The sequence below is a fragment of the Pseudomonas sp. IT-P171 genome, assembly GCF_949767765.1.
Classification (GTDB): Bacteria; Pseudomonadota; Gammaproteobacteria; order Pseudomonadales; family Pseudomonadaceae; genus Aquipseudomonas; species Aquipseudomonas fluorescens_B.
The window spans coordinates 86,564-100,101 of record NZ_CATKQN010000044.1 but is presented as its reverse complement, the minus strand read 5'-3'; the positions used below and the strand labels follow the sequence as shown (position 1 = coordinate 100,101).

The 13,538-nt window shown below is 59.5% G+C and carries 13 protein-coding genes; 4 read left to right on the top strand and 9 right to left on the bottom strand.

What is annotated here, in order from left to right; all coding sequences use genetic code 11:
- Nucleotides 1–10: 10 nt before the first annotated feature.
- From ACM6I5_RS20355 to ACM6I5_RS20345, 3 genes are read right to left on the bottom strand one after another with little or no spacing between them, the layout of a single operon-like run.
- Entirely contained in the window at nt 11–784 is a 774-nt protein-coding gene (locus ACM6I5_RS20355; RefSeq protein ID WP_414884534.1) for a hypothetical protein, read from the bottom strand.
- Complete coding sequence (locus ACM6I5_RS20350) at nt 781–1,635, bottom strand: DUF4123 domain-containing protein (protein ID WP_031318703.1); 855 nt, start codon at nt 1,633–1,635, stop codon at nt 781–783. The genes ACM6I5_RS20355 and ACM6I5_RS20350 overlap by 4 nt, the downstream gene beginning before the upstream one ends.
- Nucleotides 1,632–3,701 carry a type VI secretion system tip protein VgrG gene (locus ACM6I5_RS20345; protein ID WP_414884533.1) on the bottom strand — a complete coding sequence of 690 codons (2,070 nt, stop codon included), beginning with the start codon at nt 3,699–3,701 and terminating at the stop codon, nt 1,632–1,634. Before ACM6I5_RS20345 ends, ACM6I5_RS20350 begins: the two co-directional genes overlap by 4 nt.
- Before the next feature lie 292 nt (nt 3,702–3,993).
- On the opposite strand from ACM6I5_RS20345, the gene ACM6I5_RS20340 reads away from it, so the two are divergent.
- Nucleotides 3,994–5,220, top strand: coding sequence for an RtcB family protein (locus tag ACM6I5_RS20340; protein WP_414884532.1), 1,227 nt, complete (start codon nt 3,994–3,996; stop codon nt 5,218–5,220).
- Between the two features lie 7 nt (nt 5,221–5,227).
- On the opposite strand, the gene ACM6I5_RS20335 is transcribed toward ACM6I5_RS20340, so the two are convergent.
- The 4 genes from ACM6I5_RS20335 to ACM6I5_RS20320 all read right to left on the bottom strand — a co-directional run bounded on the left by ACM6I5_RS20335 (nt 5,228) and on the right by ACM6I5_RS20320 (nt 7,492).
- Nucleotides 5,228–5,353: a hypothetical protein gene (locus ACM6I5_RS20335; RefSeq protein ID WP_414884725.1), complete on the bottom strand. Its 126-nt coding sequence runs from the start codon at nt 5,351–5,353 to the stop codon at nt 5,228–5,230.
- Between the two features lie 119 nt (nt 5,354–5,472).
- The gene (locus tag ACM6I5_RS20330; RefSeq protein WP_017337912.1) at nt 5,473–5,886 is read right to left on the bottom strand and encodes a VOC family protein; all 414 of its coding nucleotides are present in this window, start codon (nt 5,884–5,886) and stop codon (nt 5,473–5,475) included.
- A 165-nt stretch (nt 5,887–6,051) separates the two neighbouring features.
- The gene (locus tag ACM6I5_RS20325) at nt 6,052–6,654 is read right to left on the bottom strand and encodes a TetR/AcrR family transcriptional regulator (protein ID WP_033037264.1); all 603 of its coding nucleotides are present in this window, start codon (nt 6,652–6,654) and stop codon (nt 6,052–6,054) included.
- Nucleotides 6,641–7,492, bottom strand: coding sequence for a 3-hydroxybutyryl-CoA dehydrogenase (locus ACM6I5_RS20320; RefSeq protein WP_414884531.1), 852 nt, complete (start codon nt 7,490–7,492; stop codon nt 6,641–6,643). The genes ACM6I5_RS20325 and ACM6I5_RS20320 overlap by 14 nt, the downstream gene beginning before the upstream one ends.
- Before the next feature lie 168 nt (nt 7,493–7,660).
- Between ACM6I5_RS20320 and ACM6I5_RS20315 the strand changes: the two genes are divergently transcribed.
- The 3 genes from ACM6I5_RS20315 to ACM6I5_RS20305 all read left to right on the top strand — a co-directional run bounded on the left by ACM6I5_RS20315 (nt 7,661) and on the right by ACM6I5_RS20305 (nt 11,432).
- A complete protein-coding gene (locus tag ACM6I5_RS20315) occupies nt 7,661–8,689 on the top strand; it encodes an AraC family transcriptional regulator (protein ID WP_017337915.1) in 1,029 nt (342 codons plus the stop codon).
- A 169-nt stretch (nt 8,690–8,858) separates the two neighbouring features.
- Nucleotides 8,859–9,455: a DUF6338 family protein gene (locus ACM6I5_RS20310; RefSeq protein WP_414884530.1), complete on the top strand. Its 597-nt coding sequence runs from the start codon at nt 8,859–8,861 to the stop codon at nt 9,453–9,455.
- A 162-nt stretch (nt 9,456–9,617) separates the two neighbouring features.
- Nucleotides 9,618–11,432 (top strand): ABC transporter ATP-binding protein, encoded by a 1,815-nt coding sequence (locus ACM6I5_RS20305; RefSeq protein WP_414884529.1) that lies wholly within the window; start codon nt 9,618–9,620, stop codon nt 11,430–11,432.
- A 3-nt stretch (nt 11,433–11,435) separates the two neighbouring features.
- Here the strand turns inward: ACM6I5_RS20305 and ACM6I5_RS20300 are convergent, their stop codons facing one another.
- Entirely contained in the window at nt 11,436–12,392 is a 957-nt protein-coding gene (locus ACM6I5_RS20300) for an alpha/beta hydrolase (protein WP_414884528.1), read from the bottom strand.
- A 99-nt stretch (nt 12,393–12,491) separates the two neighbouring features.
- Nucleotides 12,492–13,490 carry an NAD(P)H-quinone oxidoreductase gene (locus ACM6I5_RS20295; protein WP_414884527.1) on the bottom strand — a complete coding sequence of 333 codons (999 nt, stop codon included), beginning with the start codon at nt 13,488–13,490 and terminating at the stop codon, nt 12,492–12,494.
- Nucleotides 13,491–13,538 lie beyond the last annotated feature (48 nt).

Here is a 13,538-nt window from a genome sequence, read left to right as displayed (position 1 = left end):
ATTAATGTCCTTATTCCGTGCAACCTGGGTAAATGGTGCATTTCCGTCCATCCGGCATACGAAAACTGCTGAAGTCCTTGTCGTTTCCAAAGCAAAAGGCGTATTGGTCTTCAAAGTTGTCTCCCATGCAGCGTTTCCAGCCGCCAGTCACATTGACCCAGGTGTCGCCAATGGCGGGGCGCTCCTTATCAGCCAACGTAATCTTCATCTTCACGGTCTTACCCGGTAGCTGATCAAGGCTGTACCCCGAAACCGGGTGGCCACGTTCCGGCTCTCCTCGGGCGTTCGCTGCTTTGCAATCGAGAATTTTGACAATGCGTCGCTGCGCACCCGAAGTGCGAAACAGCCACTGACAATGACCGTAGAAAGTGCTTTCACCCGATTCACTGAACGTGCCTTTGTATTGTTCCTCCAGATCATCGCGGACGATGACCATTGCGCTGTCCCCACCGAAGTCCCCCCTATGTGTCCAATAGGAAGCGTTGATATCCAGCTTGATGCGCCTGATCACCAGCGGACAGCCACTGACTGTTCGATACATGGAAATTTCAGAATTTGGCGTGTAACTTTCACGCCACTTCATGTTGTACCCGACGGCCGTATTCCTTCCCCCCGGCACGGTGCAGGTTTCTCCTTTGGCCGGCACATACTCGGCGATGGCCTTGTAGGCAAAATCGGGCGGTAAATCGGCAGTGAAGGTGAATGTGTCCGGCTGCCCGGTAGAGCAACCCGTGACCAACCCAAGACAACAAGCCACAACTGCGATTTCTGATTTCCATTTCATATCGGCACATCCCCCCGCCAAAACCCCACCAACTGCCGCACCCGCTCAAAGTGCTCCACCGGACTCTCATCACCCCGCACCTCCCACTCCGGGGGCAAAGTAAAACCCGGCGCTTGCAAACTCTGAATCAACAGAAATTCCAGTTGCTCTGGCTCCAACCAGCCCCACCTGTCTGCCAGCGCTAAACGCTCACGCAACCACGCATCAGGTTCATGTTCTTCGGCGAGATTGACGTAGGCCTCAACATGCTCGGCCAGCAAATAACGATGGGCGTTGAGCCGGCGAATTTCCGAGGCCTGTGGCTGGGGCAGGGGTGTGCGCAACCAGAGCGGCTGGTCCGGCACGGGGTACGTTCCGGGGATAGGATTGTGAGCTGTGTTCCAGGCAGCGCCGTCCCAGTAGCAGACGCTGATCGCCGGCCCAAGAAAGGCTGGATATTCTTCAGGCCGCAGGTGTTTCAGCGCGCGACTCAACACTCGGTTGTCGTGAAAGCGATACAGCGCCTGATAGGGACGCGTCCCGACAATCAATCGCTGTTGCCAGTGATTGACCAACCCGCGTAACGCACCTTTTTCGACGCTCGCGAGCCAGCCCCAGTTGCGTTCGGGATGATCCAGCAGTTCGTCGAGGCGCCGGTCGCCGGACTGTTCCAGGGTGAAGATGAACGGACCGGCATCGGCCAGGTTCGCGAGGGTCGTTGCGTTGTAGACGCTCAGGTAGTGGTCGTGTCCGCTGGACTTCAACAACAGCTGACGGGTTTCACGCTCGTTCTGCGAGTCCAGCACCAGGCACAGTTCGCGGCCCAGGCGGCGCTGTTCGTTCATCCATTGGCGGGGGAGTGTGTGGGTCATGCGGCAGCTCCTTCCGTTGGGCAGAAGCCATCACGACACGCTTCGCAAAGGGGGCAGAGATCCGCCGCCAACGCGTTGCTTGCCGCCATCAGTGCGGGCTGGGACGACGCGAGCATGGGCGGCAGTTCGGGTGGCACGGACAAGCCATCGACTGAGCGCGGCATTGCTATCGAGTCGGCTGGCGCGCGCATCGGAGCGCCACCGATCTGGAGTTCGCTGCTGCCGAAAATTCCGCCGCCGCCTACCTGTAAATGTTCTCCACCGGCTTCGATCGAGAACTGGGTCCTGGCCTTCAGAATGATCAGATCGGCTTCAATAACAACCGCCCGGCCAGCGCTGAGTGCCTGGGTTTGATCTACGTGAGTGTGGCTGTTGCCGGCAACTTGCAGGTAGTCGTTGGCCTTGAGCTGTGTGTGCCGATCACCGCTGGTGGTGCGGTGTTCCGTGGCATGCAGCACGGTAACGCTGTCGCCCTTGACGGTGGTGCGCAGCTCGTTGCCGACCTCCAGGCGGCTGTCGTTTTCTATCCGTTGTTCCATGTCCCGCTGGGCGCGCAGGTAAATCAATTCCTGACCGGCGCGGTCTTCAATATGCAGTTCGCTGAACCCCGTGCTGTCTGGCGAGCTGCGGGAGCGGAATACGCTGCGGGTTTTGTTGGCGGGTAATTCGTAGGGCACCGGGTTGGCACTGTTGTGCAGGCAGCCGCTGATCTCGGGATGGTCGGGGTCGCCGTCCTGAAAACTGACCTGGACCTCCATGCCGACTCTCGGCAAGGCGACGCCGCCAAAGGCGTTGCCGGCCAGGAGGGAGGAGACACGCAGCCAGCAACTGCTTTTATCGTCGTAGCGACCTTCGCGATCCCAGAAGAATTGCACCTTGACCCGACCGAAGTCGTCGCAGTGGATTTCCTCGCCTTTGGGGCCTGTGACCACGGCGCTTTGAACGCCGGCGATTCGTGGTTTGTCGTGGGTCAGCGGCGAGCGGTAGATCACGTCCCAAGGCGTGGCGAGGAACTGGTTGCGATAACCCTGAAAGCCGTTGTCATCGCCGGTGCCGGTGTAGGCCGCGTGCTGTTGCAAGACTTGCGGTTGTGCACCTTCATGCTCGATTTCGGTCAGCAACCACAGGTCGTTCCATTCTTCGTCCGGGTGTTCGGCCAGCGGCAGGAAATGCCCGCAGAGCAGCATCGGTTGATCGCTCTTACCCCGTGCCACCCGGCACGCAGTGCCGTGACGTTCCTGTTCGCGTCGACTCAACAGTTTGCCGCGATCTCCCTGGGTAAAACGACCGGGGTACTGGTAATCCTCCAGATCCGCTTCAGTCCCGGACCTATCGGACCTGCTCTCGGCCTCCAGCAAGATGCGCGCTTTTTTGAAGTCGTAATCGCGGCGAGTGGTGCGGTGGGTGCCAACTCGCACTTGCACGTCAAAGTGCTTGATCACCGGTGTGTCGGCGACCAGGCCGTTGTCGTGTCTAAAGCGTGTCGGACGGTCGAGCCGGGGAAACACTGTCTGGTCGTCGCCGAACACCATCACATGTTTTTCGCGGCTGTGCTGGAAGTGGTAGTGCAGGCCTTCTTCCTGGCAGAGTCGCTCTATGAACGCTCTGTCGGACTCTTTGTACTGAACGCAGTACTCACGATCCGGGTAAGCGCTGCCCAGTTGAAACTGGTGGAAGTCACGATGGATGCCGTGGCCGTCGAGCACCTGCGCGATGATTTGCGGAACGGTCATTTGCTGGAAAATACGGCAATTGGTGCGGTGGTCCAGGTACGCCAGCCTGGGCGCCAGCGTCACGCTGTAGCGGGTCAGGCCATGACCGAGACTGCCTTTGACCACGCCATGAATTTGCCCGTGAATGCCGTCGCCGGAACCGTTGAAAGCGAGAAAGGCTTGTTTGTGCAGCAGCTCATTCTGGTCCAGGTCTCGCCTGTCGCTGACCAGCTCGATCTCAAAGGCGAAAGGCTGGCTGATGAGCTCTTTGCCGGTGAACTTGAGCACCTGAAGGTCATGTTGAATGTCGTTGATCGCAAGGCTGAAACGGGCACGAGGGTTTGCATTAACCATCCAGGTTTCCTTTTCCTGTGACGTGGCACAGGCTCCGGGACGTTGATGCAACGTGCGTAAATGACCTTCCCTGGTCAGATCACAATAGAACGTCCCGTAGCCGGGTTCTGTGCGAGGCTATCAAGGGGGCTTGGGAATTGATGTCAGACGGTTCCTAAACTGGCGTTACATGTCTGACAGACATGTTCGACGCCAGGGAATGTTCGCGTTCGCTGGGATACTATGAGGACTCAATGTACGGCTCAGTCATCAGAACAGGGCCGAAACATCGGCCACTGGAAAGCACCGAATCATGCAAGACCCTACCTATCAATTGCTGGAAGTCGCCAACGGCAAACCGATCAAGCTCTGGACCGAAGGCGTTCCGGTAGAAAACGAAGCCCGGCAACAGTTGATCAACACCGCGAAGATGCCGTTTATCTTCAAACACCTGGCGGTGATGCCCGATGTGCACCTGGGCAAGGGCTCGACCATCGGCAGTGTGATTCCTACCGTGGGCGCAATCATCCCGGCCGCTGTCGGGGTAGATATTGGCTGCGGCATGATCGCCGCGCGCACGTCGCTGACCGCCGCTGATCTGCCGGATAACCTGCATGGTTTGCGGTGCGCGATCGAGAAGGCGGTTCCCCATGGGCGCACCGTCGGTCGTGGCGTTCGGGACACCGGTGCCTGGGGCAGCGTTCCCAGAGAGGCCGATCAAGCCTGGGCTGCCTTGAACCCACGGTTCAAGGCGATCACCGACAAGTACCCGAAACTCGCCAGCACCAACAATCGCGGGCACCTGGGCACGTTGGGCAGCGGTAATCATTTCATTGAGGTATGCCTGGATGAAGCCAACCGGGTCTGGTTCATGCTGCACAGCGGTTCACGCGGGGTTGGCAACGCCATTGGCAACCTGTTCATTCAACTGGCTCAGAGCGACATGCGCCAGCACATCGCCAATCTGCCGGACCGTGACCTGGCCTACTTCAAAGAAGGCAGTCGGCATTTTGATGATTACGTTGAAACCGTCGGTTGGGCTCAGGATTTCGCCCGGCAGAACCGCGCGCTGATGATGCAATCGGTGATTCAGGCGACTCGGAAGGTGATCAGCAAGCCGTTCGACGTCGCCCTGGAGGCGGTGAACTGCCACCACAACTACGTGCAGAAAGAGCGGCATTTTGGTCAGGATGTTCTGGTGACCCGCAAAGGTGCGGTGTCGGCGCAGAAGGGTGAGCTGGGCATCATTCCAGGATCGATGGGGGCGAAAAGTTTCATCGTTCGCGGGCTCGGCAACGAGCAATCGTTCTGCTCCTGTAGCCACGGCGCTGGCCGCACCATGAGCCGTACCAAAGCGAAAAGCCTGTTCACCGTCGAAGATCAGATCCGCGCCACCGCCCACGTCGAGTGCCGAAAGGATGCGGCGGTGATCGATGAAATACCGATGGCCTACAAAAACATCGACCACGTGATGCACGCCCAGCGCGAACTGGTGGAAGTGCTGCATACCTTGCGTCAGGTGGTATGCGTGAAGGGGTAGCCGACCGCTAGCGGTACTTGATCACGATCCCTTTGAGTTTGCGCCCCTCAATGGTTCTTACATCGCGAGCCCAGAGCGGCCCATTGACATAGGCGCCCATGGCGGACGAAGGGGGTGCGTCATGAGCGGGCATGGCGGATTTCCTCCGAAGGGGCCGCGGCGAGGCGGGGTGGTCTGTTGACGGTAGCAGGCGGCCCGGGAGTTTCAAGAACGCCCGACTTTTTCAGGTTGGGCGTTTGCTTGCCTGAAAAGTCACTGATCCTTCTCGCAATTGACCATCCATGACACACCAAACCGATCGACCAGCATCCCGAAACGTGCGGCCCAGAAGGTCGCTTCCAGAGGCATTTGCACGCTGCCGTCTTCCGCCAGCGCATTGAAGACGCGCTCCGCCTCGGCAATGCTGTCGACATTCAGCGAGACCGAACAGCCGGCCATGTCATCCGTGGGGCGATCAGGGGTGGTATCCGACCCCATGATCGCCTGGTCGCCCACCGACAGACGGGTATGAATGATCAGGTTGTGCAGGTCTGCCGGGAAGTGCTCGCGCGCCGGGCTTTCGCCGAAGGTCATCATCATTTCGAGCTGGCCTTGCAGGGCCTGGGCATAGAAGGTGAACGCGGCTTTACAGTCGCCGTTGAAGATGAGGTAGGGATTGATTTTCATGTTTTACTCCCGGTGATAAAGGAGACAGAGGGAGGCGCTATACACCTGCGGCTCTGCAATGGTTGGGCTCCATCAGCAAAGCGTTAGAGGTGGTAATTCGCAACATTCGTTTAGATGTTTTTCCTATTGGGCCGACGCGGCTTATGGCTTTGCGCAACTGCGCTTTCAGGCCACTGCGCGTGGCGCCGAGGGACGCAGCAAACGTTCAATGGCCCCGCCCACGAGATTTTCCAGCATCTCGACCCGCTCATGTTCCTCCAGCGCCTGGTGCGCCAGCCAGCTCGGCGCGCTGTTGAGAAGATTGGCGATAGCATGTGCGGCGGCACGTTGCGCCTGTTCGCTGAGGCGGGCGCGGGTGCCGAGCATCAGCAGTAATTTGCGTTCGTACTGTTCGCGCAACTGCTGAACGCGCGCCTGTTGCTCTTCATTCAGGCAACCGCTGTCGCGTTCTGCCAGGCGGAAATGCCAGGGCATTTCCTGATGCAGATTCAGGTGTGCGCGGATCAGGTTTTGCAGTTTGTCGCGTTTCGCTGAAGCTTTTTGATCGATACGCCCCAGCGTCGACAGCAGTTCTTCATAGAACTCCTCGATCAGGTCGAGCAGCAAGTGCTGCTTGCTGGGGTAATGGTGATACAACGAGCCCGGGGCGAGCCCCAGGCAGGTCGCGAGCTCACGCATGCCGACCTGCCCGAACCCCTTGCTGGCAAACAGCTCCAGCACCTTGTCCCGGTACTCGGCGAAACGTGAGCAACGCTCAGGCATAGGCATGGAAGCCGCGCCCCGTTTTACGTCCCAGGTAGCCGGCGGCGACCATTTCCTTGAGCAGTGGCGCGGGACGGTATTTGCTGTCGTTGAAACCGTCGTAGAAGGCTTCGAGAATCGCCAGTACGGTGTCCAGGCCGATCAGGTCCGCCAGTGCCAGCGGGCCGATCGGCTGGTTGCAACCCAGGCGCATGCCGGCGTCGATGTCCTCGGCACTGGCCAGGCCTTCCTGAAACACCAGGATCGCTTCGTTGATCATCGGCACCAGAATCCGGTTGACCACAAAACCCGGACGATTGCCTGCGGTGATCGCGGTTTTGCCCAGGGTCGTGGCCATGTCCAGCGCCATCGCGTGGGTCGCGTCGCTGGTTTGCAGGCCACGAATCACTTCGATCAGGCCCATGACCGGCACCGGGTTGAAGAAATGCAGGCCAATGAAACGCTCAGGCTGGCTGACACTGGCGGCGAGCTGGGTGATGGACAGCGACGACGTGTTGGAGGCGATGACACACTCGGTGCTGACCTGCGCGGCGATCTGTTGCAGCACACGCAGTTTCAGATCCAGGTTTTCGGTGGCGGCTTCGATCACCAGTTGCACGTTCTGCAAACTAGCGTAATCGGTGCTGGTGCGGATCTTGTCGAGGGCGGCGAGCTTTTGCTCCTGGGTCAGCGTGTCTTTGCTGACCTGCCTGTCGAGATTTTTACCGACGGTCGCGAGTGCCTTTTGCAAAGCGCTCTCGGAGATGTCGATCAAGGTCACATTGAAACCCGCCAGGGCACAGACTTGCGCGATGCCGTTGCCCATGGTGCCAGCGCCGATCACGCCGATGTTTTGCAGATTCATGTCACACGTCCTTCCGGTCAAACCCTGCGATACCTTGGCCGAGGCAACGGCCGAAGGCGTACTATTGGCCGCGAGTCTAGAACCGGCGGGGCGGTTGTCCTATGCCGAAACTGTTCAACGGTGCTGGTGTTTTTTGCCATTCGGGTAATTGGGGAGCGAAGCGTTCAGATGCGGGAAAAGGACTCGGTGGCCGCCTACTTTGTGCAGGCGATGATCCATGGGCTGGGGGACGACCCGCAGCGACGGCGGGCTGCGCTGGAGCAGGCAGGCATCGATCCGGCGTTGATCGAACAGCCCGTGGCGCGGGTGCCGGCCAGTGCGTTCGCCGCACTCTGGCTGATCCAGATCCGCGAGCTCGACGACGAGTTCTTCCGGCTCGACTCCCACGGGATGCCGCCGGGCAGCTTCGCCCTGATATGCCGCGCCTTGATTCAGGAGCCCGATCTGCACAAAGCCCTGCGCCAGTGCCTGAGCAACTTTGCGCTGTTCCTTCGCGACTTTCGCGGCACGCTGACGGTGCGCGGCAAACGTGCGGTCATCAGCCTGGATACCTGCGCGCAAAACGATGATGTGGCGCGTTTGGGCGAAGAGACGTTTCTGGTGCTGATGATCAGCCTGCTGTGCTGGCTGGGCGGTCGGCGCATCCCCATCGATCGTGCGGATTTTCGTCATGAACGCGTGGCCCTCAGCGATGATCGTTTGCTCTGGGGCCCCAACCTGACTTTCGGCGCCGAGCGCACCGAAATCGAATTCGCCAGCCACTACCTGCGCCTGCCGGTGGTTCAGGACCTCGCCTCCCTGAAAGTGTTTCTGCGTACCGCGCCGCAATGGCTGGTGATCCGATTCCGCAACCAGCATGGCCTGGCGTCGCAGGTTCATCAGCGTTTGCGCCACAGTCATTACAGCCAGTGGCCGACCCTGCAAGCCTTCGCCCTGGAACAACACCTCAGCCCCAGCACCTTTCGTCGCAAGCTGGAGCGTGAAGGGTGTTCGTATCAGGAGATCAAGGACGAAGTGCGACGCGGCGTGGCGTTTGAACAGTTGCGTCAGAGCAAGGCCAGCATTGGTGACATTGCCGAACAACTGGGTTTTCAGGAGCCGAGTGCGTTTCATCGGGCGTTCAAGAAGTGGACGGGGGAGAGTCCGGGGCGGTATCGGGCGCGGTTTCAGGAGCACATGACGTCGGATCTGGATTGAGTTTTTGTCCAGTTTTTCTTTGTTGAATGTAGGAGGATTTTCGGCTTGTAGTCCCGCTTGTAGCCCCGACATTTCTTGTGACGAGCCTCCATTTTCAATGGATGACACAGGCTGTTGCAGTGCTGTATTTATTTGCGCCAGTTCGAACTTTTCAATGGATTGGAATGGCATGGATGGCTTGGTCAAGGAAGTGATTCCGTTACTTCAGTATTTGCTCCCGGGTTTTTTGGCAGCCTGGATTTTTTACTCGCTGACGGCGTTCAAACGTCCGGATACCTTTGGGCAGATCGTCCAGGCGTTGATTTTTACGTTTGTGATTCAGTCGCTGGTTGTCGGTTTGGGAGCGTTGCTGCTTTTAACGGGGGAGCGTTTTTTCTCAGTCGGCGCGTGGGACAGGAAATCGGAGGCTCTGTGGTCTGCTGTGATAGCGGTGCTGTTGGGCTTTCTATCCTGTCACATCGCTAGCAGCGACAAGCTTCACGCTTTACTGCGGAAGCTGAAAATCACCACGCAATCTTCATATCCTTGCGAGTGGTACAGCGCTTTTTTATCGCGGAAAAGATATGTAATGCTGCATTTGGTAGATGGCAAACGCCTGTTTGGCTGGCCAACAGAATGGCCGTCGGAACCTGCACGAGGACAATTCGTTCTCGAGTACCCTAGCTGGATTGATGGTGCAAACAAACCGTTTCACACCGGGATCGAAGTCATTGTTATTGATGTTTCAAAGGTTCAGTGGGTCGAGTTCACGAAAACAACAGGGTGATTAAATGACAAGCAAAGCACCGCAAGAAATGCCGGCTGAACTTCGGCGGTTAATGGAGGAGTGGCACAATGGTGGCCCTCCACCCCCCGGGCTGGTTATTCCCCTCGGTCCTCCACCTTCAAGAAGACCCTTCGAGAAACCACGCAAGCGCAGCAGATAAACATGCCTGCGAGCCTCTCCCGCATCACCTCCTTGCTCGACCAGGCCAGACGCGCCTTGCTCCTTGTCTGGGGAACCTCTCGCGGGTTGTTTCTGGGCCTGGTACTGGCCACCCTGATCGCTGGCATGCTCCCCGCGCTGGCCGCCTGGCTGGGCCAGCGCATCGTCGATGCCGTGGTGTTCGCCATGCAGTTGCATGCGCAGCAGGGCAGTGCGCCATTATGGCCGGTCGTGCGTTACGTGCTGTTTGAAGCCGGTGTGCTTGCTTTGCTGTCCGGGACGCAACGGGCGCTGTCAGTGCAGCAGTCGTTGTTGCGGGTGCAGTTGGGGCAAAAGGTCAACACAATGATTCTGGAGAAAGCCCAGACGTTGTCGTTGGTGCAGTTCGAAAATTCGGAGTTCTACGACAAGCTGGTTCGGGTGCGGCGCGAGGCGTCGACCCGGCCGCTGGCGCTGGTGATGAAGTCGCTGGGGCTGATCCAGAACCTGATCGTGCTGATCAGCTTCGGTGTGTTGCTGGTGCATTTTTCGCCGTGGGCGCTGGTGCTGTTGGTGGTCGGCGCACTGCCGGTATTTTTTGCCGAAGCGCATTTCTCCGGTGACGCTTTCAGGCTCTTCACCCGCCGTGCGCCGGAGAGTCGGCAGCAGAACTACATCGAGACGCTGCTCTCCCACGAGGCGTACATCAAGGAGGTCAAGCTGTTCGGTTTCGCGCCGCTGCTGTTGAAGCGGTATCGCGAGACGTTCGCGCGACTCTACGCCGAGGACCGCCGGTTGACCTTGCGCCGGGATGGCTGGGGTTTTGTGCTGGGGTTGCTGGGCACGGGGGCGTTTTACCTGGCTTACGCGTGGGTGGTGGTCGACACCGTTCACGGCAGTATCAGCCTCGGCCAGATGACCATGTACCTGGTGCTGTTCAAGCAAGGGCAGACCGCGGTGAGCAGCAGCTTGAGCGCCATCAGCGGTCTTTACGAAGATGGCCTGTACCTGTCGAGTCTTTATGAATACCTGGCTGAACCCGTCGTCGTGGATACCGGGCATCTCACCGAGGGTGCACTGCCCGGCGATGGTTTGCGGTTCGAGAACGTCGGGTTCTGTTATCCGGGCGCGAGCCGCCCTGCGCTGGAGGGCATCGATCTGCACCTCGTGCCGGGGCACAGTGTGGCGCTGGTGGGGGAGAACGGTTCAGGCAAGACCACGCTGATCAAGTTGCTGACCCGTCTGTACCGTCCCGATAAGGGCCGAATTCTACTGGACGGCAGCGATTTGCAGGCGTGGGAAGAAGGTGCACTGCGTCGGCGTATTGGTGTGATTTTTCAGGATTACATCCGTTACCAGTTCTCCGTGGGCGAGAACATTGGCGTGGGTGATACGTTGGCGTTCAACGATGAACAACGTTGGCAGGCGGCCGCCGCCGAGGGCATGGCTGCGCCTTTCATCGAGCGTCTGGATCGCGGCTATGCCACGCAATTGGGCCGCTGGTTTGCGGGGGGGCAGGAACTGTCCGGCGGGCAATGGCAGAAGATCGCCTTGTCCCGCGCTTACATGCGCCGTGATGCCGACATACTGATTCTGGATGAGCCGACTTCAGCCCTCGATCCGGCGGCGGAGGCGGCGGTGTTCGAACATTTCAGCGAGCACACCGAAGGTCGCATGACGCTGCTGATTTCTCACCGGTTTTCCAGCGTGCGCAACGCCGACCACATCATCGTGCTGGATCAGGGTGCGATCCTCGAGCGCGGCGACCATGACAGTCTGGTGGCGGCGGGCGGGCGTTATGCGCAGTTGTTCAAGCTGCAGGCGCAAGGTTATCGATAGTCTTCAGGAATCCTGAGTACCGCGAGTCAGCGTCGGCCCGGCCATCTGCGGCGGCTTTGCCTTCATCAAGCCTTCAAGTGCCTGGCGATACTGGGTGCCGCCCAGGCTCATGCTGTTGTTGTGCGTACCGCCCGGCACCAGCAGCAGGCGTTTGGGTTCGCTGGCAGCATTGAACAACTGCTGGCTGAATCGCGAGGGCATGAACGCGTCGGCCAGGCCATGGACCACCAGCAGCGGCATATCGATGTCGACGATCTTGTCGATGGAATCGAATTTCTGCGATAGCAACCAGCGCACGGGCAGCCATTTCACCGGCAGGTTGCTTTCGGCCACCTGCGCCACGGCATCGCCCAGCGACGTGAAGGTGGACTCGATGACCAGACCGCGCACCGGAACGGCGGCGTGGTCTTTTTTCGCCTGTGCGGCAAGGTCAGCCGCCAGGTCGATGGCCACGGCACCGCCGAGGGAGTGGCCGTAGATCAGGCGCTTGCCGGCGTCGGGTTGCATCGTCTTGAAGCGCTCCCAGGCGGCTCGGGCGTCTTCATACACGCTGGCCTCCGATGGCAGGTCCCCCTTGCTCTGACCAAACCCACGGTAATCGATGGCCAGCACTGAATAGCCCATGGCGCGCAATTGCTCGATACGGAACGCCTGCCCCGTCAGATTCCAGCGCACGCCATGCAGATAGAGGATCGACGGTGCATCCCGCCGCGCGGCGGGCCACCACCAGGCATGCAGGTTTTGCCCGCCTTTGAAGCTTGCGGACTTGATGTCGAACTCCTGAACGTCCTTTGGCAAGCCGCGATACCAGCCAGCGGTGCCCGGCTCGATACGAAACAGCAGCTCGCGTTCGGTGTGCTCAAGCACCCCGCAACTCACGGGCAGACCGACAACCAGCCCGGCCATGCACAGCAAGGGCAGCCAGCGTCGGCGAAGACGGGTGAGCAGGGAGGAGGCCATTGGGTGGTCCATCGGTAAAAAACTGAAGTTCGTTTTTTAACAGAAGCGCAGCGGGGGCGGGAATAATTTCGACAGTCGTTCACGGCCCCCTGTGGCAGATCAATCCACCCGCAACACAATCTTGCCAATGTGATCGCCACCTTCCATCCGCGCATGAGCCTGTGCCGCATCAGCCAGTGGATAGACCTTGTCGATCATCGGCAGACAACGCCCGGCAGCCAATACCGGCCAGACGTACTCGCGCAGTTGCTCGGCGATCGAGGCTTTTTCTTCGCGGGTCCGCGAGCGCATCAGTGAGCCGGTGATCGTCGCGCGTTTGCTCATGATCGCCATCAGGTCGACGTCTTTGGCGTGGGCACCGCCGAGAAAGCCCAGCATCACCAGTCGACCCTCCATGCCCAGCGCCGCGATGTTCGAGTTCAGGTACGAGCCGCCCATGATGTCGAGAATCACATTGACGCCCTTGCCGGCGGTTTTTTCCTGAATCACCTGGACGAAATCCTGGTCGCGGTAGTTGATCGCCTCCGCGCCCAGCTTGCGGATCGCCGCGCACTTTTCCTCACTGCCTGCCGTGGCGAATGCCTTGACGCCGAACTCGCGACACAACATCAAGGCCGTCGTGCCGATGCCGCTGGTGCCGCCGTGAATCAATGCTCGCTGGCCTTTGCTGGCGCCACCCATGTCGAACAGATTCGCCCACACCGTGAAGAACGTTTCCGGGACCGCCGCCGCTTGCACCCAATCCATGCCTTGAGGGATCGGCAATGTCTGGCTGGCCGGTGCGACGCAGTATTGTGCGTAGCCGCCGCCATTGGTCAGCGCGCAGACGTTGTCGCCGACGATGAATTCGCTCACGTCTTTACCGACTGCAACCACTTCGCCGGCCACTTCCAGGCCAGGGATCGGGCTCATGCCGGGTTTCATCGGGTACTTGCCGGCCCGTTGGATCACGTCGGGGCGATTGACCCCGGCGGCATGCACGCGAATCAGCACTTCGCCCACACCGGCGGTGGGGACCGCTTCCTGGCGCGGCCTCAACACCTCGGGCCCGCCGGGTTCGGTGATTTCAATCAGGGTCATGGTTTGGGGCAGATTCATGGGCGCGTCCTGTCTGGAGGTGTTCAGTAAATGGGACCACTTCGAGGT

Bases quoted from the DNA above. Each gene is read 5' to 3' on its own strand.
- ACM6I5_RS20300 (WP_414884528.1), bottom strand. From the start codon at position 12,392: ATGGCCTCCTCCCTGCTCACCCGTCTTCGCCGACGCTGGCTGCCCTTG.
- ACM6I5_RS20340 (WP_414884532.1), top strand. From the start codon at position 3,994: ATGCAAGACCCTACCTATCAATTGCTGGAAGTCGCCAACGGCAAACCG.
- ACM6I5_RS20350 (WP_031318703.1), bottom strand. From the start codon at position 1,635: ATGACCCACACACTCCCCCGCCAATGGATGAACGAACAGCGCCGCCTG.
- ACM6I5_RS20330 (WP_017337912.1), bottom strand. From the start codon at position 5,886: ATGAAAATCAATCCCTACCTCATCTTCAACGGCGACTGTAAAGCCGCG.
- ACM6I5_RS20310 (WP_414884530.1), top strand. From the start codon at position 8,859: ATGGATGGCTTGGTCAAGGAAGTGATTCCGTTACTTCAGTATTTGCTC.
- ACM6I5_RS20295 (WP_414884527.1), bottom strand. From the start codon at position 13,490: ATGAATCTGCCCCAAACCATGACCCTGATTGAAATCACCGAACCCGGC.
- ACM6I5_RS20315 (WP_017337915.1), top strand. From the start codon at position 7,661: ATGCGGGAAAAGGACTCGGTGGCCGCCTACTTTGTGCAGGCGATGATC.
- ACM6I5_RS20320 (WP_414884531.1), bottom strand. From the start codon at position 7,492: ATGAATCTGCAAAACATCGGCGTGATCGGCGCTGGCACCATGGGCAAC.
- ACM6I5_RS20355 (WP_414884534.1), bottom strand. From the start codon at position 784: ATGAAATGGAAATCAGAAATCGCAGTTGTGGCTTGTTGTCTTGGGTTG.
- ACM6I5_RS20335 (WP_414884725.1), bottom strand. From the start codon at position 5,353: ATGCCCGCTCATGACGCACCCCCTTCGTCCGCCATGGGCGCCTATGTC.
- ACM6I5_RS20345 (WP_414884533.1), bottom strand. From the start codon at position 3,701: ATGGTTAATGCAAACCCTCGTGCCCGTTTCAGCCTTGCGATCAACGAC.
- ACM6I5_RS20325 (WP_033037264.1), bottom strand. From the start codon at position 6,654: ATGCCTATGCCTGAGCGTTGCTCACGTTTCGCCGAGTACCGGGACAAG.
- ACM6I5_RS20305 (WP_414884529.1), top strand. From the start codon at position 9,618: ATGCCTGCGAGCCTCTCCCGCATCACCTCCTTGCTCGACCAGGCCAGA.